This is a genomic window from Streptantibioticus cattleyicolor NRRL 8057 = DSM 46488, assembly GCF_000240165.1.
In the GTDB taxonomy this organism is placed as follows: Bacteria; Actinomycetota; Actinomycetes; order Streptomycetales; family Streptomycetaceae; genus Streptantibioticus; species Streptantibioticus cattleyicolor.
In genome coordinates this window covers 4,459,242-4,478,139 of record NC_017586.1, presented here as the reverse complement: position 1 = coordinate 4,478,139, position 18,898 = coordinate 4,459,242, and the positions used below count along the sequence as shown (strand labels likewise).

The window sequence follows — 18,898 nt, the reverse complement described above, 5'->3', positions numbered from 1 at the left end:
CAAAACCGGAGGACCTACCGGGATATTCCACCGGCTCCCCCGCCGCCCGCACGTCAGTGGCGGACCACCCCGGCGGCCTGTCCGGTGGCGGTGCCGGGACCCTGGGTGACCTGGGCCGGGACCGGCTTGTCGGCCTTGAGCGCGGCCCACAGCAGCTGGTTCTGGCGCGCCAGCGGGACGACGCGTTCCGGGGCGGCCGGGTCGTAGCCGACCGGCATGGTGACCATGTCGAGGTCGCCGGAGTTGATGTGCTCCAGGCCGCGGGCGAAGCCGGTCAGGGAGGTCAGCGAGGCGAGCGCGGAGTCGGTGGTGAGCGACTTGGTGGCGGTGTCGGCCACCTTGTACAGCCGGGCCGGGTCGGTGAGCAGGCCGGTGTCGTGGGTGCGGGCGATGAGCGCCTTGACGAACGCCTGCTGGAGCTGGATGCGGCCCAGGTCGCTGCCGTCGCCGACGCCGTGCCGGGTGCGCACCAGGCCGAGCGCCTGGGTGCCGTCCAGGGTGTGGCGGCCGGGGGCGAGGTCGAGATGGCTGTCCGGATCGTGGATGGCCCGGGTGGTGGTGACCGGGACGCCGCCGAGGGCGTCGATCAGCCGGGTGAAGCCGGCGAAGTCCACCTCCAGGTAGTGGTCCATGCGGATCCCGGTCATCGACTCCACGGTCTTGACGGCGCAGGCCGGGCCGCCGACCGAGTAGGCATCGTTGAACATCTCCCGGGTGGCGGCCGGGGCGGTGGTGCCGTCCGGGCGCCGGCAGGCGGGCCGGTCCACCAGGGTGTCGCGGGGGATGCTGACCACGGTGGCCTTGCGGTGGCCGGGGTAGACGTGGACCACCATGGCGGTGTCGGAGCGGGCGCCGCCGTCGTCGCGGCCGTAGGAGCTGTCCCGTCCGGCCCGGGAGTCGGAGCCGAGCACCAGGATGTCCTGGGAGCCGTTGTCGGTGTCGGCGGGGCGGTCGGCGCCGAGCTGGGCGTCGATGTCGACGCCGGTGATGTTGCCGTTGAGCCGGAAGTAGGCGTACCCGACGCCGCTGCCGCCGACCACCACCACGGCGGCCAGCGCCCAGGCGGCGATCCGCCGGCCGGTGCGCCGGCGGCGCCTGCGGTGGCTGCCGCGACCGCGGCCGGCGGCGCCGCGCTCCGGCCGCTCCTCGCGTCCCTGCGTGAGCCGGGTGTCGTCCGCCATCGGGTGATCCGTCCTCGCTTCGTGAGTTGCCTGGCCGTATCCGGTCACGTCCGTACCGGTGAGGCCGGTTCCTCATCCTGCGGTACCGCCGGCTGCGCGCCGGAAGGCCGACGAAACCGTAAGCGCCCGCATAAGCCCAGGTCAGGGCCTATGCGGGCGCGATCTTCAGCGGAGGCGCGTGTGGCGAAGGTCTCGGCGGAGCCGGTGCTCAGCCGAAGAGGTCGTAGACGTTCCAGCCGTAGCCAAGCTTGGTGCGGGCGGCCAGCGGCGCCTTGGCGGAGCCGGTGCCCCGGTACAGCCACAGGTTGCCGGAGGGGTCCCGGGTCACCAGGTCGGCCTTGCCGTCCCCGGTGAGGTCGCCGACGGCGACGTAGGCGGTGTAGTGGTAGCCGTAGCCGGCCTTGATCCGGGCGCCGAAGGCGGCCGGGGTGGTGCCGGTGCCGGGGTGGAGCCACAGGTTGCCGGAGGCGTCCTGGGCGAGCAGGTCGGGCCTGCCGTCGCGGGTCAGGTCGCCGCGGCCGACCACGTTGGCGCCGTAGACGTTCCAGCCGTAGCCGGCCTTGGTACGGGCGCCGAAGGTGCCGTTGCCCTTGCCCGGGTAGACCCACACGTTGCCGCTGGAGTCGCCGGCCACCAGGTCGGGCAGGGCGTCGCCGGTGAGGTCGCCGGGGACGGCGATGAACCTCATGGTGTTCCAGCCGCCGCCGACGCGGGAGACCGCCCACTTGCCGGTGGCCGGCACGAAGTGCTCCCAGTACAGGGTGCCGCCGCTGTCGCGGGTCAGGAAGTCCTGGTAGCCGTCGCGGTCGAGGTCGGCCTGGCGGACCAGGGTGAGGCCGCCCCAGTCGCCCAGCGGGACACGGGAGTTGAGGCCGGTGCGCCTGGAGTCGTACTCGTACCCCGTGCCGGCCGGGGTGCGGGCGAACAGGTCGCCGAGGCCGTCGCCGTTGAGGTCGGCGTCGTCGACGCGCGGTTCGATCCGGCCGAGGTAGGAGGAGACCTTGGTGAAGACGCTGAACGACCCCTTGGCCACGCAGTCCTCGACGCCCCAGGAGACCACGCCGACCAGCCGGCCGCCGGCCACCAGCGGGCCGCCGGAGTCGCCGTTGCAGGCGGCGACGGTGCCGGCGTCCTGGCCGGTGGCCGGGTTGCCGGCGCAGACCATGTGGCCGGGCGCGTACTCGCCGCCGAACGCGGCCGAGCAGATGGCGTCGGAGTTCATCGGCAGCGTCGCGGTGCGCAGCGCGGTGGAGACGGCCTGGCTGGTGGAGGTGGTCCGCCCCCAGCCGTAGACCTGGGCCTGGGTGCCCGCCCGGTACGAGGCGGTGTCGCCGGCCGAGGTCACCTTCAGCGTGGGGGCGCTGACCGGGTTGGGCAGGGTGAGCACGGCGACGTCGTTGTCGAGGGTGGTGGCGTCGAACGACGGGTCGTTCCACTGCCGCCACACCCCGGAGGCGGTGCCGCCGTGCAGGTCGGTGGTGCCCGCGGAGTCCGTGGTGGGGGTCTGCGCGGTGCCGGTCAGGACGCTGCCGTGGGCGTGCCAGTCGTAGCCCTTGACGCAGTGCGCGGCGGTGAGGATCTTCGTGGGCGAGATCACGGTGCCGCCGCAGAAGAAGCCGATGTCGTCACCGGTGTCGCTGGTGCCGCGGTCGTCCCAGTACCACAGCTGGGCCATCCACGGGGCGGTGCCGATGGCGGTGGTGGTGCCGCCGATGATCTTCGGATCGACGGTGCCGGAGGGGCCGGCGGAGGAGGGGGCGGCCGGGGCGGTGGTGGCCGTCCGGCCGTTGTCCGCCGGGGACTTGGGGGCCGCCTTGGCCGCGGCCTTCAGGGCGTTGCCGACCCGGCCGGTGAGCTGGGCCACCGGCACGGTCGGGTGCCCCGGCGTGACGCGCGGGGCGGGCGGCGGGGCCGCGACGGCGTCCGCGGGCGCCGCGAGGAAGGCGCCCGCTCCGCCGAGGAACAGCGTCGCGGCAGCGGCGGGCACGGCCATCCGCGCCCCGCGCCGGTGCTTTCCGCCTCTGTGGGCGAAGGACACTCAGGTCTCCTGGTGATCAGTTCCGATGAGTCCGGGCCCGGGGAACGGCCGATGAGCGCGGCTCGGCTCGCCCGTCGTAACGGGGGGCGCGCTCGAATCTCGTTCCCCTGCCTCGGTGGTTGGATCGTACAACCAGCCCAGGAACCTTCACCAGCCCCACGCATCACGTCCGCATCACGGACGCGTCGCCGGGAAACACCGTCTGACCTGCGAAAAGCCACGGAACGCAACAAGCCGCCCCGGCCCCGGCGCCCGTACTGGGACGCCGTGGCCGGGGCGGCTGCGTGGTGCGGCCGGTCGCCCGGATCAGTCGCCGTTGCCGTTGCCCGGCGTGGTCTTGGCGATCTGCATCAGGAACTCGGCGTTGGACTTGGTCTGCTTCATCTTGTCCAGCAGCAGCTCGATCGCCTGCTGCGAGTCGAGCGCGTGCAGCACCCGGCGCAGCTTCCAAACGATGCCCAGCTCCTCCGGCGCCAGCAGGATCTCCTCCTTGCGGGTGCCGGACGCGTCCACGTCCACCGCCGGGAAGATGCGCTTGTCGGAGAGCTTCCGGTCCAGGCGCAGCTCCATGTTGCCGGTGCCCTTGAACTCCTCGAAGATCACCTCGTCCATCCGCGAGCCGGTCTCGACCAGCGCGGTGGCCAGGATGGTCAGCGAGCCGCCGTCCTCGATGTTGCGCGCGGCGCCGAAGAAGCGCTTCGGCGGGTAGAGCGCGGTGGAGTCGACACCACCGGACAGGATGCGGCCGGAGGCGGGCGCCGCCAGGTTGTAGGCACGGCCCAGACGGGTGATGGAGTCCAGCAGCACGACCACGTCGTGACCCAGCTCCACCAGCCGCTTGGCCCGCTCGATGGCGAGCTCCGCGACGGTGGTGTGGTCCTCGGCCGGACGGTCGAAGGTCGAGGAGATGACCTCGCCCTTGACCGACCGCTGCATGTCGGTGACCTCTTCGGGGCGCTCGTCCACCAGGACGACCATCAGGTGGCACTCGGGGTTGTTGTGCGTGATGGCGTTGGCGATGGACTGCATGATCATGGTCTTGCCGGTCTTCGGCGGGGCCACGATCAGCCCGCGCTGGCCCTTGCCGATCGGCGCGACCAGGTCGATGATGCGCGGGGTCAGCGCGCTGGCCTCGTTCTCCAGCCGCAGCCGCTCCTGCGGGTACAGCGGGGTGAGCTTGCCGAACTCGGGGCGGCCCCGGCCGGTCTCCGGCGCCATGCCGTTGACCGAGTCCAGCCGCACCAGCGCGTTGAACTTCTCGCGCCGCTCGCCTTCCTTCGGCTGGCGCACCGCACCGGTGACGTGGTCGCCCTTGCGCAGGCCGTTCTTGCGGACCTGGGCAAGGGAGACGTACACGTCGTTGGGTCCGGGCAGGTAGCCGGAGGTCCGGATGAACGCGTAGTTGTCCAGGATGTCCAGGATGCCGGCGACGGGGATGAGCACGTCGTCCTCGGCGAGCTGCGGCTCGGCGGCGAAGTCGTCGCGGCCCCGGCGGCCCCGGCGGTCGCGGTAACGGCCCCGGCGGCCACGGCGGCCGCCTTCGAAGTCGTCGTCGCCCTGGCCCTGGCCCTGGCTCTGGCGGCGGTCGTCGCCCTGACCCTGACCCTGACGGCGGTCGCCGTCCTGGCCCTGGCGGCGGTCGCCGTCGCCCTGGCGGCGCTGGTCCCCGGAGTCGGCCTGGCGGCGGTCGCCGTCACCCTGGCCGCCGTCCTCGCCGCGGCGGCGGTCACGCTGACGGCGGTCGCCCTTCTGGCCGCGGTCGCGGCGGGGCTCGCGCTCGCCCTGGCCCTCGCCGGCCTCGCTCTTGGCGGCCTTGGCCTCGGGCTGCTGCTCCTCCTTGGCCGCGGGGGCGGCCTCGGCCGGGGCCTTGGCCTCGGCGGCCGGCTGGGCCGGCTCCTCGGCGGCGGCGCGGCGGGGGCGGCGCTCGGCGGCGGGCTCACCGGCGGGCTGGCCGGGGATGTCGATCTGCTGCTGGGCGGGGGCGGCCTTGGCCTTCTCCGCCTTGGCCTCCGCGGCCTCGCCGGTACGCGCCCGGGAGGTCGCCCGGCGCTTGGGCTTCTCGGCGGCGGGGGCGGCCTTGCCGGCCTCCGCCTGGCCGGCGCCGCCGGCCTGGCGTTCCTTGATGACCTCGATCAGCTGGCTCTTGCGCATCCGGGCCGTGCCCTTGATGCCGAGGCCCGAGGCGACCTGCTGGAGTTCGGCCAGAACCATGCCCTCAAGGCCGGTGCCCGACCGGCGTCGCCGAGAGGCACTACCAGAGGCAGCACCGGTGGCAGGCGCGGCGGAGGCGTCCGAGGCGGGCGCGGCGTCCGTACGCACGCCCATCAGATCGGTGGTGTCGCTCACGAAGGGTCCTTCCCTGGAGCGGGCGTCGGCCTGATCGGCTCGGCGACCGGTTGTGCTGTCCGGATTCCGGGTTTTCGCGTTGGGTCCGGATCCGGGGCGGTGGTCCGCCTGACGGCGGCAGAAACATGCGTGTTTTCCGACGCGAAGAGGTCACACGGAGGTGGCGTATCGCTCGCGCCGGTTCCGGAGCGTGCTCGGCACTGCGAAGGCAGGCTTCAAGGCAGTGTGGAAGGCTCCCGGAAGAAGGGCGGCCCCAAGACGGGACACGGAGCACCCAGCCTGTGGGGCAGTGGGTGCGTACTTGAGGTTAACACTACCGGATCCAACAAACATTCCCCCTCTCCGCGCCCGGCAATCGTGCATCGGGTTACGGGGCGCGGCGCTGCCGCGCGCAGTTCTTCCCGTGTCGGACACCGGCTCAAACCCCCCGGTCATCAGTGGACGGCCCCCGGCGCGCCGGTTCCGGCCCCGGTCAGCGGCAGGACGCAGGCCCCCGAGGGGTCCAACGCGAGCCGGTTGGCCGCCCATCCCTCCCCGGCGAGGGCGGCCACCTTTTCGGCGCGTCCCTCCTCGGTGAGCGCCAGCACGGTGGGGCCGGCGCCGGAGATCACCGCGGGCACCCCTTCGGCCCGCAGCCTGGCCACCAGCTCGGTGCTGGCCGGCATGGCGGGCGCCCGGTACTCCTGGTGGAGCCGGTCCTCGGTGGCCGGGAAGAGCAGGTCGGGGCGGCGGGTGAGGGCCTCGACGAGGAGCGCGGCGCGTCCGGCGTTGGCCGCCGCGTCCACATGCGGCACGGTGCGCGGCAGCAGCCCGCGGGCGGTCTCGGTGAGCACCGGCCGGGAGGGGACGAAAACCACCGGAACGATGGACGCCGCCGGTGCCATCCGGATCGCCCGGGCCGCCCCGGACTCCGTCCAGGCCAGGGTGAAGCCGCCGAGCAGACAGGCGGCGACGTTGTCCGGGTGGCCCTCGATCTCGGTGGCCAGCTCCAGCAGGGCGGCGTCGTCGAGGCGGTCGGCGCCGCCTATGGTCACCGCCCGGGCGGCCATGATGCCGGCGCAGATGGCGGCGGAGGAGGAGCCCAGGCCGCGGCCGTGCGGGATGCGGTTGGCGCAGACCACCTCCAGGCCGCGCGGCTGCCCGCCGAGCACGTCGAACGCGGTGCGCAGGGCGCGGACCACGAGGTGTTTCTCGTCACGTGCCAGGCTGTCGGCGCCCTCCCCCGCGATGTCGACGTGCAGACCGGAGTCGGCGACCCGGACCACGACGTCGTCGTAGAGCCCCAGGGCCAGCCCGAACGCGTCGAAGCCGGGTCCGAGGTTGGCGCTGGTCGCGGGGGTACGCACGCGGACGGCGGCGGCGCGGAAGGCGGGACCGGCCATCGGTCGAAGACTCTCCTTGTGTGGCAAGTGCGGTGCTGCCCCGGGGCCTTGGCGTCCTTCAGCCGGGTGGCGGCGCGAGGGCTTGGGGGCCGCGCCCCTCCGTCGACGGCGACGGCGGCGGTGGCGGCGGTCGGGCCTGTGCCAACGGCAAGGACCGCTGCGGTGCTGGGCGCACCGATGGGAGGCAGCCTATCGAAGGAAGGTTCTGCTGCGACATAGGGCGCACGGACGGCGCGTGATGCGTGTCGCACGCCTTTCGTTGCGCCCCCCGGCGGGGACGCGACGAAAGGCGCAGGTCGGGCAGGTTCCCCCGGCCGCCGGGCGTTACACCAGACCGAGGCGTTCGGCGGCGGCGTCGGCGTCGACCGGGACGGTGATCGGCTGCGGGGCGCCGGCCACCGCCCAGTCGGGGTCCTTCAGGCCGTTTCCGGTCACCGTGCACACCACGCGCTGGCCCGGGTCGAGCCGGCCCTCCTCGGCCGCCTTGAGCAGTCCGGCCACCGAGGCCGCCGACGCGGGCTCCACGAAGACGCCCTCGCGCGCGGCCAACAGCCGGTAGGCGGCAAGGATCTGACGGTCGGTCACCGCTTCGATGAGGCCGCCGGACTCGTCCCGCGCGGCCTCCGCGAACGCCCAGGAGGCCGGGTTGCCGATGCGGATGGCGGTGGCGATGGTCTGCGGGTCGCGCACCGGCTCGCCCTTGACGATCGGCGCCGCGCCGGACGCCTGGAACCCCCACATCCGCGGGGTGCGGGTGGACACGCCGTCCGCCGCGTACTCGCGGTAACCCTTCCAGTACGCCGTGATGTTGCCGGCGTTGCCCACCGGGAGGACGTGGATGTCGGGGGCGTCCCCGAGCGCGTCCACGATCTCGAACGCGGCGGTCTTCTGGCCCTCGATGCGCACCGGGTTGACCGAGTTGACCAGCGCCACCGGGTACTTGTCGCTCAGCCCGCGGGCCAGCTCCAGGCAGTCGTCGAAGTTGCCGTCGACCTGGAGGATCCGGGCGCCGTGCACCAGCGCCTGGCCCATCTTGCCCAGCGCGATCTTGCCCTGCGGCACCAGCACCGCGCAGACCATCCCGGCCCGTACCGCGTACCCGGCGGCCGAGGCCGAGGTGTTGCCGGTGGAGGCGCAGATGACCGCCTGGGCGCCCTCCTCCTTGGCCCGGGTGATGGCCATCGTCATGCCGCGGTCCTTGAAGGAACCGGTGGGGTTGGCCCCCTCGACCTTCAAGTGGACGTCACAGCCGGTCCGTTCGGACAGCAGCTGGGCGGGAACGAGCGGGGTGCCACCCTCCAGCAGCGTGACCACGGGGGTCTCGGCGGTCACCGGAAGCCGGTCCCGGTACTCCTCGATGATGCCCCGCCACTGGTGGGTGCCGGACATTCGAGGTGAAGCGACGGCGTTCATTGCTGGGTTACTCCCCTTCCACACGCATGATGCTCGCGACCCCGCGCACGGTGTCGAGTTTCCGCAGGGCCTCGACGGTCGCCGAGAGCGCGGCGTCGGGCGCGCGGTGGGTGACCACGACGAGCGAGGCGCCCGCCCGTCGTCCCGCGCCCTTGCCGGAGGCGGCCTCGTCGCCGCCCTCCTCGGACTCCCTGCCCTGCTGGCGGACGGTGTCGATGGACACCTCGTGTTCCGCGAAGATCGTGGCGACCTGGGCGAGAACACCGGGTTTGTCGGCCACGTCCAGACTGATGTGGTACCGGGTGACCACCTCGCCCATCGGGCTCACCGGCAGCTGGGTGTAGGCGGAGTCGCCCACCCCGCGGGTGCCGGCCAGCCGGTTGCGGCAGGCGGCCACCAGGTCGCCCAGGACCGCCGAGGCGGTGGGGGCGCCGCCGGCGCCCGGACCGTAGAACATCAGCCGGCCGGCCGCCTCGGCCTCCACGAAGACCGCGTTGTACGCCTCGCGCACCGAGGCCAGCGGGTGGCTGAGCGGGATCATCGCCGGGTGCACCCGGGCGGTGACGGAGTTGCCGTCGGCCGAGCGCTCGCAGATCGCCAGCAGCTTGACCGTGCACCCCATCCGGCGGGCCGAGGCGATGTCGGCCGCGGTGACCTCGGTGAGCCCCTCGCGGTGCACGTCGTCGATGGTCACCCGGGTGTGGAAGGCGATCCCGGCCAGGATGGCGGCCTTGGCGGCGGCGTCGAACCCCTCGACGTCGGCGGTCGGGTCGGCCTCGGCGTACCCCAGCGCGGTCGCCTCGTCCAGCGCCTCGGAGTAGCCGGCGCCGGTCGCGTCCATCCGGTCCAGGATGAAGTTGGTCGTGCCGTTGACGATGCCGAGGACCCGGTTGACCTTGTCACCGGCGAGCGATTCGCGCAGCGGGCGGATGAGCGGGATGGCACCGGCCACCGCCGCCTCGTAGTACAGGTCCACCCCGTGCTCGGCGGCCTTGGCGTGCAGCGTGGCGCCGTCCGCGGCGAGCAGCGCCTTGTTGGCGGAGACCACGCCGGCGCCGTGCTCGAAGGCGGTGGTGATCAGCGTACGGGCCGGCTCGATGCCGCCGACCACCTCGATCACCACGTCGATGTCGCCGCGTTTGACCAGCGCGGTGGCGTCGGTGGTGATCAGCTCGGCGGGGACGCCCTGGCGTACCCGGTCCGGCCGGCGCACCGCGATGCCGGCCAGCTCGACCGGGGCGCCGATCCGGGCCGCGAGGTCGGCGGCCTGCGTCGTCATGATGCGCGCGACCTCTGAGCCCACCACTCCACAGCCCAGCAGCGCCACCTTCAGCGGACGCGTACGCATCATCCGACCTCGATTCTCAACAGCTTCGACAACTCACGACCAGCGTGCGTGGTGGATCCAGTCTCACCCACCGGACGCCAACTTCCATCCTCGGTCCAGCATCCGAAACAAGGATCTTGCTAACCGATATCCAGACGCAGGAGATCTTCCTCCGTCTCCCGGCGCACGATCACCCGGGCCGCACCGTCGGCCACCGCCACCACCGGCGGGCGCAGCGCGTGGTTGTAGTTGCTCGCCATCGACCGGCAGTACGCGCCGGTGGCGGGCACCGCGATCAGGTCGCCGGGGGCCAGGTCGGCCGGGAGGAAGGCGTCCTTGACCACGATGTCCCCGGACTCGCAGTGCTTGCCGACCACCCGGCTCAGCATCGCCGGGGCGTCGGAGGTCCGGGAGACCAGCGCCACGCTGTACTCGGCGTCGTACAGCGCGGTACGGATGTTGTCCGACATCCCGCCGTCCACGCTCACGTAGGTCCGCAGCCCCTCCAGCGGCTTGACGGTGCCGACCTCGTACAGGGTGAACGCGGTCGGGCCGACGATCGCCCGTCCCGGCTCCACCGACAGCCGCGGCACGGTCAGGCCGGCCGCCGCGCACTCCCGGGTGACGATCTCGGTCAGCGCCTTGGCGATCTCGTGCGGCTCGCGCGGGTCGTCCTGCGAGGTGTACGCGATGCCCAGGCCGCCGCCGAGGTCGATCTCGGGCAGCTCGACGCCGTGCTCGTCGCGTACCTCCCTCAGCAGCCCCACCACCCGGTGGGCGGCCACCTCGAAGCCGGAGGTGTCGAAGATCTGCGAGCCGATGTGCGAGTGGATGCCGAGCAGTTCGAGGGAGTCCAGCGCGAGCACCCGGCGCACCGCCTCGGCGGCCTGCCCGCCGGCCAGCGCCAGGCCGAACTTCTGGTCCTCGTGCGCGGTGGCGATGAACTCGTGGGTGTGCGCCTCGACCCCCACCGTCACCCGGATCAGCACCCCCTGCCGCCTGCCGAGCCGCGAGGCGACCCCGGCGACCCGGGCGATCTCCTGGAAGGAGTCGAGCACGATCCGGCCCACCCCGGCCTCGACCGCCCGCTCGATCTCCCGCACCGACTTGTTGTTGCCGTGCAGCGCGATGCGTTCGGCCGGCATCCCCGCCGACAACGCCACCGCCAGCTCGCCCTCGGAGCACACGTCGAGGTTGAGCCCCTCCTGCGTCAGCCAGCGCACCACGGCGCGGGAGAGGAACGCCTTGCCCGCGTAGAACACGTCGGCGCGGCCGTCGAACGCCTCATGCCAGGCCCGGCAGCGGGCCCGGAAGTCGGCCTCGTCCAGCACGTAGGCGGGGGTGCCGAACTCCTCGGCGAGCGTCTTGACGTCGACACCGCCGACGGTGACGGCCCCGTCGGCGTCCCGGGTGACGGTACGCGACCACACCCGCGCGTCCAGCGCGTTGAGGTCGGCCGGCGGCGCGGTGTAGTGGCCCTCGGGCAGGACGTCGGCGTAGCGGGGCCCGGCGGGGTGGGCGGAGCGGGACATGCGGATCCTCGAATCGATGCTCAGAGGTGGTCGGGGGCGCTGATGCCGAGCAGGTGCAGGCCGTCGGCGAGCACGATCCCGGCGGCGTCGGCGAGCCGCAGCCGGGCCTCGTGGACGGCCGAGGGTTTCTCGTCACCGCGCGGCAGCGCCGGACACGTGTCGTACCAGCGGAAGAAGGCGTCGGCCGTGCGCTCCAGGTGGCGCGCGACCCGGTCGGGGGCGCGGTCCCGGGCCGCCGCGGCGACGATCCGCGGGTGGTCGGCGAGGTGCGCGAGCAGCGCGCTGCCGGTGGCGGAGGGGTGGCCGCCGTCACCGTCACCCGCACCGGATTCTGTCATGGCCTGCGCCGTCCGGTCCGGATCGACCCCCAGGTCACGCCCGTTGCGCAGCAGCGCCCGGGACCGTGCGTGGGCGTACCGCACCCGGAACAGCGGGTTGGCCTCGCGCTGCGCCAGCAACGCCTCCGCCGCCAGGCACGGCACGTCCTGCGCGGGCGGACGCAGCAGCGCCCAGTGGGTCGCGTCGGGACCGAGACGGTCCAGGAGCTCGCGGTAGGCGACCCCGGCCGGCCGGACCGGTACCGGCCGGGCACCCCGCACCAGCCGTTCGCACACCTCGGCGAGGACGACGGGTCGGGCGTCGCAGGTGGTGGTCGGCGGTACGGGGAACGCGCGGGGGTGGGCGGTGCGGCCGTATTCGTGGCGGCGGTCACGGATCCGGTCCACCAGCCCGGCGTGCGCCCGCGACTCCAGCGTGATGTTGAGAAACCCGGGCCCGGCGACGTCGACCCGGGCGATCCCCGGCTCCCCGACGAGCCGTCCGGCCAGGATCCCGGCCACCTCCCGCGCGGGCCGCCCGGCCGCCCCGGCCAGCCGCAACGCCACACTCGTCGCGTAATCCCCCTGCCGAGGCCCCCGCGGACGCTCCACCAGCACCCGCTCCGGCACCTCCACCCCCAGCTCCCCCGCCGCCACGGCACACCGCACCGCTCCTTGAACGCTTCGGCTGAGCTCGGCGGGGGTCACAGGAAAAGGGTAGGCGAGGGGTGGGGTGGGGTGGCGAACGGGTTTTGGGGGTGGGGTTGTGTTCAGGAGAGGCGGGGCGCCGGGCGGCGGGGGTGGGGGCGGTCGGCCCCGGGGGCGCCGGAGGACGGACGGGGGGTGTGCGCGAGGCGTCGTACGAGCCGTACCAGCTCCGCCGGTTCGAAGGGCTTGCTCAGGAAGGCGTCCACCCCGGCCTGGAGACCGCTTTCGATCTCGGCGTGGGTGCAGGCGCTGACGATGGCGATCCGCAGATGGCGGGTGCACGGGTCGCCACGCAGCCGTGCGGCGGCGCGCAGTCCGTCCAGTCGCGGCATGACCACGTCCAGCGTCACCACGTCCGGCCGCACCCGTTCCACGATCTCCAGGCACTCGGCACCGTCGGCCGCGGTCACCACCTCGAAGCCCTCCAGTTCGAGGTTGACCCTGATCAACTGCCGGATGACCTTGTTGTCGTCCACGACAAGCACCCGGCCCGACGCGCGATGCACATCTTCGAGAGTAGGCGCGCCCCCAAAGGTGCGTCCGCGTTTTACCCACTTCTTCCCCGTGCGAGGGAGCTTTTCGCGTCCCGCTGAGGGGAGGGAGGGGGGTGGGCTAAGGGGTGTTGGGAGCGTTGGGGGGGCGTGGCTGGCCGCCTTCCGTGTGTGGTGTGGCGGGTGTGCGGTGGGTGGTCTGGTGCGCCTGGGGGGGTCGGGGCGCCCCGGGTCCGTCTGCCCCGTTTCCCTTGGTGGGTGCGCGGTGGCTGGCCGGGTTCGCCTGGGGGCGCGGTTGGGGTGGGGCGTCCGCTCCGGGGGCGCCCCGGGTCCGTCTCCCCCGCTTTCCGTGGCGGGTGCGCCTGGGGTGGGGCTGCGCCCCCGGGTGTGGGCGCCCGGCTCTGCCCCGTTCGCCCCGGGGGCGCCCCCGCACCGCGCCCTCCACCCCGGCGGGCTCCCCCGCGAAAGCCCTGTACACAAGCACCCTCCGGAAGCTGGTAGTGTTCTATCCGTCGCCGCGAGAGAGCGGCGACAACGCCCCCGTAGCTCAGGGGATAGAGCAACGGCCTCCGGAGCCGTGTGCGCAGGTTCGAATCCTGCCGGGGGCACTTCGCAAGAAGTGCCGGAACACCCCGCAAGCAGCAGAGATGCTGAGTGCGGGGTGTTTTGCGTTGCATGGGCGGATACCGTTTCGTTGTCCGAACATGCACGGCCTCTCCAGCAGTCCAGTGACCGAGGCTCCTTTGCCGGGTCGGCGCTGATGAAGTCCTCCGGCACAGTCACCCAGCTTCTGGCCACCGGGCGCCACTTCGGGCAATCCCACAGCGGAAGAACGAACCATCGCGCCAAGATGCTCCCGTGGACGCAGGGGTTGGGGTAGCCGCCGCCGCGGGGCTCGTGGGGGCGCTGGTAGGCGCGGGGGGGGGCTCTTGTGAGAGTTCCGGACCGGGCCCTCGGGGAACGTTTCGGTGACGTACTGATGGCCAGCCGCATGGCTTTTCAAGGCATTGAGGGCTCTCACGCGGATCGTAGGCAGGGCGCGTTCAGCGCCACCTACGAGGGGCTGAGTTGTCTTGGCACCTTTCTGCGGGAAGAGCCCTTGCCGCCGCTTACGGCATACACACGGGACGCCAAAGAACGCCGTCTGGCCGGTCAAGACGCGACTCAAAGCAACGCAGGTCCTGGTCCCGCCTCGGGATCCTCGGACGGCATCACAACGAGCCCAGACGGGCACGCTCCATAAGGTCGACAACATAATGGACCAGTTCTACCGGCGCCGAAGTACCGGCGAAGATCCTGTGGTCGACTCCTCGCTCAGGATCGAATCTGCCGGTGTAGATCAATACGGGTACGTCGATGTGGTATTGCTCAAGCAGACGGAGCATTTTGATTCCCGCCTCGCTGTCGCCATTCCGATCGAAGTCGCTGATGATGATGTCGTACGGTCTCCGCCGAAGCAGCGGCACGGCCTCCTCGGTGGACAGGGCGAGTTCTACGTTCATGCCGGCGGTCCGGAAGAGTTCGACCAGCGGGGAGTTGCCCTCCGGGCGGTCGTCGACCCACAGCACGTTGCCACCCCGCAGCAGGTCAGCGGCGTGTTCGAGCCTGCCCAACGCCGTGCGCCTGGCGGTGGGCGTGACGGTTGTCGGGCTCTCTTCCTGGGCCTGGTCGAGCAGTTCACGTGCGAGTTCGAGTTCGACACCCAGCGCCCGTACGGCAGTCAGCCGGGGCACCATGCGCTGCACAATCGTCTGCCGTAGCGAGAAATACACGACAGCGGCGAACCCCACCCAGAGGATGGCCGGAAGTGTCTCGATCAGCTTGAGCCAGATGGCGGCGGGCACGCCGACATGATGGACGACGGCAGCCGGACGCTGCATTCACTTCGGGAAATTCGGCTCAAGCGAGGATGCCCCCGCGCCCGCTCAGCACCCCCCCTCACCCCACCCCCAACAACCCCGGCAACTCCCTCATCTCGCGGAACACCACCGTCCCCGGGCCCCTCAGCCGGGCCTCCGGGGTGACGCCGGAGGCGTAGGCGAGGGCGGGGATGGCGGCGGCGCGGGCGGCTTGGAGGCCGTGGTGGCTGTCTTCGACGACGACGCAGGCGGACGGGGGGACGCCCATGGAGGCGGCGGCGTGGAGGAAGAGGTCGGGGGCGGGTTTGCCGTGGCGGACATCGGTGGCGCTGTAGATGCGGCCGGCGAAGTGGTCGTACAGGCCGGTGCGGCCCAGGGTGTGGCGCATCTTGGCGTGGGTGCCGCTGGAGGCGACGCAGGTGGGGACGGGGATGGCGGCCAGGGCCTCGGTGATGCCGGGGACGGCGGTCAGCTCGGTGTCGACGGCCTCGCGGTGCAGCGCCTCGAAGCGCCGGCGCCAGGTGGCGGCGGCCGGGGCGCCGAGGCGGGCGGCTATCAGCTCGTCCACCGAGGCGTTGGAGCGGCCCACGAAGAGGTCGACGACCTCGTCCTCGGTCAGCGGCCAGCCGAGTTCGGCGCCGACGGCGACATGGGCGCGGATGGCGAGCGGTTCGCTGTCGACCAGGATTCCGTCGCAGTCGAATATGACCAGCTGGGGCGGCACACGCATGCCGCAACCCTAGGCCCTGTCGTCAAAAAATCTCGCCTGCCCCGCGGGGTCCGGCACGCGCGCTCGCGGCGTTGTCGGTCGTCGGCCCGCACGGTCGGGCTCCGCCCGGGGGTACCCCCGGACCCCGCGGGACACCGCCCTCCGGGCGGCCGGCGATCTCTTGACGACAGGGCCGGCGCCGCTCCCCCGGCGCGTCCGGCGCCGCCGCCCTACAGTGGTGCGGGCACCAGTAACCATTCCACCGGTTACCGAGGGAGCGGCCATGCGAGCCCGCCGGACGGGTACGGAACGGACGGGTACGGAACGGCAAAGAGAGCGGGAACGGGAACGGGCGCTCGCGGTGGGCGCCGGGGGGCGGGCGCCGGGGCCGCGGCCCTGGGTGCGGGTGGCGCTGGCGATGTTCGCGGTGGGGTGGGGGGCCAACCAGTTCTCGCCGATGCTGCTCGTCTACCACGAGCAGCGGCGGCTGTCCCAGGTGGTGCTGGCGGCGATGTTCGGCTGCTACGCGCTCGGGCTGATCCCCGCGCTGCTGGTGGCCGCGGCGCTGTCGGACCGGATGGGACGGCGGCGGTTGATGCGGCCGGTGCTGATCTTGTCGACGGTGGCCTCGCTGGTGCTGGTCGCCGGGGCGGTGGCGACGCCGGCGCTCTTCGCGGGGCGGCTGCTGGCCGGGGTGGCCTCGGGGACGGCGTTCGCGCCGGGCAGCGCGTGGGTCAAGGAGCTGTCGGCGGACGCGCCCGGGGGCAGCGGGGCGCGGCGGGCGACGGTGGCGCTCTCCGCGGGGTTCGGCGGCGGGCCGCTGGTGGCCGGGGCGGTGGCGCAGTGGCTGCCGTATCCGCAGGTGCTGCCGTATCTGGTGCACATCGCGGTGATGCTGGTGGTGGCGCCGTTGGCGTGGCGGGCGCCGGAGACGGTGACCCCGGGGCGGCGGGCGGGCGGTGGTCCGGGCCGCGGCGGGGTACGGGCGGCCGTGGCCCATCCGGTCTTCCTGCGGACCGTGGTGCCGACCGCGCCGTGGGTGTTCGCCACCGCCACGGTGGGTTTCGCGGTACTGCCGGGGCTGGTGATACGCGGCGGTGACGGGCTGGTGCTCAGCGGGGCGACGGCGGGGCTGGTGCTGGGCACCGGGGTGCTGGTGCAACCGCTGGCCCGGCGGGTGGAACGGTGGCGGGCGGGGGCCGTGCTGGTGGCCGGGGTGCTGGTGGCGGCGGCCGGGCTGCTGCTGGCCGCGGTGACCGCCGCCACCGCCGAGCCGACGTTGCTGATCCCGGCGGCCGTGGTGCTCGGGGCGGCGTACGGGTTGCTGCTGGTGGCGGGGCTGGGCCGGGTGCAGGCGCTGGCGCCGCCGGAGGACCTGGCCGGGGTGACCGCGGTCTTCTACTGCCTGATCTACCTGGGGTTCGCCGCGCCGTACGTGGTGGCGGCGGCCGGCGCCCTGCTCTCCCCGGCGGCGTTGTTCTGCGTGGCGGCCGGGGCGGTGACCGCCACCTTGCCGCTGCTGCTGGGTACCGGAGGCGTCCGGGCCCCGCGCTGACCGCCGGGCCGCCCTCAGCCGCGCCGGGCGAACCCCTTGCGCAGCAGCGCCGGCACCTCCTCCTCGGGGACCTGGGCCGCGGCGAGCGGATCGGTCAGCACGGCGCCGTCCAGCGCGTGGTGGCAGGCGCAGTCGGCTGGGGCGGTGGCGTGGGCGAGGCCGGAGAGCACGGCGCGGGCGGCGATGACGTTGGCGGCCATCACCTCGGCGACGGTGCGGGCGTCCACCGAGTCGTGTCCGGTGTGCCAGCAGTCGTAGTCGGTGACCAACGACAGCCCGGCGTAGCACAGTTCGGCCTCGCGGGCGAGTTTCGCCTCGGGCTGGGCGGTCATGCCGATGACGTCCATGCCCCAGGCGCGGTACAGCTGGGACTCGGCCCGGGTGGAGAACTGCGGGCCCTCCATGCACAGGTAGGTGCCGGCCGGGTGGACGGTGGGGTGGGCGGCCCGGGCGGCGTCGGTGAGGGCGGCGCGCAGCCGGGGGCAGTAGGGGTCGGCCAGCGAGACGTGGACGACGACGCCGGAGGAGAAGAAGGTCGCGGGCCGGCCGCCCCGGGTGCGGTCGACGATCTGGTCGGGGACGACGAGGTGGCCGGGGGCGTACTCCTCGCGCAGGCTGCCGACCGCGCTGACGCTGACGACCTCGGTGACCCCGAGCGCCTTGAGCGCGTAGAGGTTCGCCCGCACCGGGATGCGGGAGGGCGGTATGCGGTGGCCGGTGCCGTGGCGGGCCAGGAAGGCCACCCGGCGTCCGCCGACGGTGCCGACGACCGGCGGTGCGCTGGGCGGGCCGTACGGCGTCTCGACCGGGAATTCCTCGGGGTCGGTCAGGCCCGGGAATTCGTACAGTCCGCTGCCGCCGATGATGCCGAGATCGGCGTTCCGCTGCTCGTTCCCCGATTTCCGTGCCCGCATGCGCGCACCTCCGGTCGTAGCTGATCGCGGATCCGCGCAATCTAACAGGCGGCGGCTGCGGGCGACAGCGCCGGAATTCGCAACCTGTGCCGGGGAACCATGCCGACTACACCCTTCGGTGCAGGGTTGGTGTGCCCTTGGGCCGATTTCCCTTGTCGTTCCCGGCATTTATGGTCGATCGGGTCTGATCCACCAGGAGCGATCGCAGGAGGAATTCACGTGGCTGCGAACAGCACACGTCGCCCCATCATCGCGTTCATGAGCGACCTGGGGACCACGGACGACTCCGTCGCCCAGTGCAAGGGGCTCATGTACAGCATCTGCCCGGACGTCACGGTGGTGGACGTCTGCCACTCGATGACGCCCTGGGACGTCGAGGAGGGCGCCCGCTACATCGTGGACCTTCCGCGCTTCTTCCCCGAGGGAACGGTCTTCGCCACCACCACCTATCCGGCGACCGGCACCACCACCCGCTCGGTGGCGGTGCGCATCAAGCAGGCCGCCAAGGGCGGTGCCCGCGGCCAGTGGGCGGGCTCGGGGGCCGGCTTCGAGCGCGCCGAGGGCTCGTACATCTACATCGCGCCCAACAACGGGCTGCTGACCACCGTGCTGGAGGAGCACGGCTACCTGGAGGCGTACGAGGTCACCTCGCCGAAGGTCATCCCCGAGCAGCCCGAACCGACCTTCTACAGCCGGGAGATGGTGGCCATCCCCTCCGCGCACCTGGCCGCCGGCTTCCCGCTGTCCGAGGTCGGCCGTCCGCTGGAGGACCACGAGATCGTCCGCTTCAACCGCCCGGCCGTCGAGCAGGACGGGGAGGCGCTGGTGGGCGTGGTCTCCGCCATCGACCACCCGTTCGGCAACGTGTGGACCAACATCCACCGCACCGACCTGGAGAAGGCGGGCATCGGCTACGGCGCCCGGCTGCGGCTGACGCTGGACGGCGTGCTGCCGTTCGAGGCGCCGCTGACCCCGACGTTCGCCGACGCCGGTGAGATCGGCAACATCGCCATCTACCTCAACAGCCGCGGTTACCTGTCCATCGCGCGCAACGCGGCCAGCCTCGCCTACCCGTACCACCTCAAGGAGGGCATGTCCGCCCGGGTCGAGGCCCGCTGACCCCCTT

At 72.8% G+C, this 18,898-nt stretch carries 14 protein-coding genes and 1 tRNA gene; 3 read left to right on the top strand and 12 right to left on the bottom strand.

The window, feature by feature from the left end:
• Nucleotides 1–53 precede the first annotated feature (53 nt).
• From SCATT_RS19745 to SCATT_RS19705, 9 genes are all read right to left on the bottom strand, one after another.
• Complete coding sequence (locus SCATT_RS19745) at nucleotides 54–1,181, bottom strand: LCP family protein (protein WP_014144893.1); 1,128 nt, start codon at nucleotides 1,179–1,181, stop codon at nucleotides 54–56.
• A gap of 208 nt (nucleotides 1,182–1,389) precedes the next feature.
• Nucleotides 1,390–3,174 (bottom strand): trypsin-like serine protease, encoded by a 1,785-nt coding sequence (locus SCATT_RS19740; protein ID WP_202446711.1) that lies wholly within the window; start codon nucleotides 3,172–3,174, stop codon nucleotides 1,390–1,392.
• A 351-nt stretch (nucleotides 3,175–3,525) separates the two neighbouring features.
• On the bottom strand, nucleotides 3,526–5,565 hold the full coding sequence (gene rho, locus SCATT_RS19735; RefSeq protein ID WP_014628364.1) for a transcription termination factor Rho: 2,040 nt from the start codon (nucleotides 5,563–5,565) through the stop codon (nucleotides 3,526–3,528).
• 434 nt (nucleotides 5,566–5,999) lie between these two features.
• Entirely contained in the window at nucleotides 6,000–6,947 is a 948-nt protein-coding gene (thrB, locus tag SCATT_RS19730) for a homoserine kinase (protein ID WP_014144889.1), read from the bottom strand.
• Between the two features lie 324 nt (nucleotides 6,948–7,271).
• Nucleotides 7,272–8,360, bottom strand: coding sequence for a threonine synthase (gene thrC / locus SCATT_RS19725; RefSeq protein WP_014628363.1), 1,089 nt, complete (start codon nucleotides 8,358–8,360; stop codon nucleotides 7,272–7,274).
• Nucleotides 8,361–8,367: 7 nt separating this feature from the next.
• The gene (locus SCATT_RS19720; protein WP_014144887.1) at nucleotides 8,368–9,711 is read right to left on the bottom strand and encodes a homoserine dehydrogenase; all 1,344 of its coding nucleotides are present in this window, start codon (nucleotides 9,709–9,711) and stop codon (nucleotides 8,368–8,370) included.
• 116 nt (nucleotides 9,712–9,827) lie between these two features.
• Nucleotides 9,828–11,219: a diaminopimelate decarboxylase gene (lysA, locus tag SCATT_RS19715; RefSeq protein WP_014144886.1), complete on the bottom strand. Its 1,392-nt coding sequence runs from the start codon at nucleotides 11,217–11,219 to the stop codon at nucleotides 9,828–9,830.
• Nucleotides 11,220–11,239: 20 nt separating this feature from the next.
• A complete protein-coding gene (nrtL, locus tag SCATT_RS19710; protein WP_041824887.1) occupies nucleotides 11,240–12,244 on the bottom strand; it encodes an ArgS-related anticodon-binding protein NrtL in 1,005 nt (334 codons plus the stop codon).
• A 62-nt stretch (nucleotides 12,245–12,306) separates the two neighbouring features.
• Nucleotides 12,307–12,750 (bottom strand): response regulator, encoded by a 444-nt coding sequence (locus SCATT_RS19705; RefSeq protein WP_078590792.1) that lies wholly within the window; start codon nucleotides 12,748–12,750, stop codon nucleotides 12,307–12,309.
• Between the two features lie 521 nt (nucleotides 12,751–13,271).
• Here SCATT_RS19705 and SCATT_RS19700 point away from each other — a divergent pair.
• Nucleotides 13,272–13,343: transfer RNA gene (locus SCATT_RS19700), tRNA-Arg, on the top strand.
• A gap of 603 nt (nucleotides 13,344–13,946) precedes the next feature.
• Here the strand turns inward: SCATT_RS19700 and SCATT_RS19695 are convergent.
• Together SCATT_RS19695 and SCATT_RS19690 are read right to left on the bottom strand one after the other, a co-directional pair.
• A complete protein-coding gene (locus SCATT_RS19695) occupies nucleotides 13,947–14,579 on the bottom strand; it encodes a response regulator (RefSeq protein WP_231905131.1) in 633 nt (210 codons plus the stop codon).
• A gap of 94 nt (nucleotides 14,580–14,673) precedes the next feature.
• Nucleotides 14,674–15,324, bottom strand: coding sequence for an HAD family hydrolase (locus SCATT_RS19690; RefSeq protein ID WP_014144881.1), 651 nt, complete (start codon nucleotides 15,322–15,324; stop codon nucleotides 14,674–14,676).
• 262 nt (nucleotides 15,325–15,586) lie between these two features.
• Between SCATT_RS19690 and SCATT_RS19685 the strand changes: the two genes are divergently transcribed.
• On the top strand, nucleotides 15,587–16,858 hold the full coding sequence (locus SCATT_RS19685; RefSeq protein WP_014144880.1) for an MFS transporter: 1,272 nt from the start codon (nucleotides 15,587–15,589) through the stop codon (nucleotides 16,856–16,858).
• A 14-nt stretch (nucleotides 16,859–16,872) separates the two neighbouring features.
• Here the strand turns inward: SCATT_RS19685 and mtnP are convergent, their stop codons facing one another.
• Nucleotides 16,873–17,772 carry an S-methyl-5'-thioadenosine phosphorylase gene (gene mtnP / locus SCATT_RS19680; RefSeq protein ID WP_014144879.1) on the bottom strand — a complete coding sequence of 300 codons (900 nt, stop codon included), beginning with the start codon at nucleotides 17,770–17,772 and terminating at the stop codon, nucleotides 16,873–16,875.
• A gap of 258 nt (nucleotides 17,773–18,030) precedes the next feature.
• Here mtnP and SCATT_RS19675 point away from each other — a divergent pair, with 258 nt between their 5' ends.
• A complete protein-coding gene (locus SCATT_RS19675; protein WP_173405648.1) occupies nucleotides 18,031–18,891 on the top strand; it encodes an adenosyl-fluoride synthase in 861 nt (286 codons plus the stop codon).
• Nucleotides 18,892–18,898 lie beyond the last annotated feature (7 nt).

Bases quoted from the DNA above. Each gene is read 5' to 3' on its own strand.
- SCATT_RS19745 (WP_014144893.1), bottom strand. From the start codon at position 1,181: ATGGCGGACGACACCCGGCTCACGCAGGGACGCGAGGAGCGGCCGGAG.
- lysA (WP_014144886.1), bottom strand. From the start codon at position 11,219: ATGTCCCGCTCCGCCCACCCCGCCGGGCCCCGCTACGCCGACGTCCTG.
- SCATT_RS19675 (WP_173405648.1), top strand. From the start codon at position 18,031: ATGAGCGACCTGGGGACCACGGACGACTCCGTCGCCCAGTGCAAGGGG.
- SCATT_RS19685 (WP_014144880.1), top strand. From the start codon at position 15,587: ATGCGAGCCCGCCGGACGGGTACGGAACGGACGGGTACGGAACGGCAA.
- SCATT_RS19720 (WP_014144887.1), bottom strand. From the start codon at position 9,711: ATGATGCGTACGCGTCCGCTGAAGGTGGCGCTGCTGGGCTGTGGAGTG.
- thrB (WP_014144889.1), bottom strand. From the start codon at position 6,947: ATGGCCGGTCCCGCCTTCCGCGCCGCCGCCGTCCGCGTGCGTACCCCC.
- thrC (WP_014628363.1), bottom strand. From the start codon at position 8,360: ATGAACGCCGTCGCTTCACCTCGAATGTCCGGCACCCACCAGTGGCGG.
- SCATT_RS19740 (WP_202446711.1), bottom strand. From the start codon at position 3,174: ATGGCCGTGCCCGCCGCTGCCGCGACGCTGTTCCTCGGCGGAGCGGGC.
- SCATT_RS19690 (WP_014144881.1), bottom strand. From the start codon at position 15,324: ATGCGTGTGCCGCCCCAGCTGGTCATATTCGACTGCGACGGAATCCTG.
- mtnP (WP_014144879.1), bottom strand. From the start codon at position 17,772: ATGCGGGCACGGAAATCGGGGAACGAGCAGCGGAACGCCGATCTCGGC.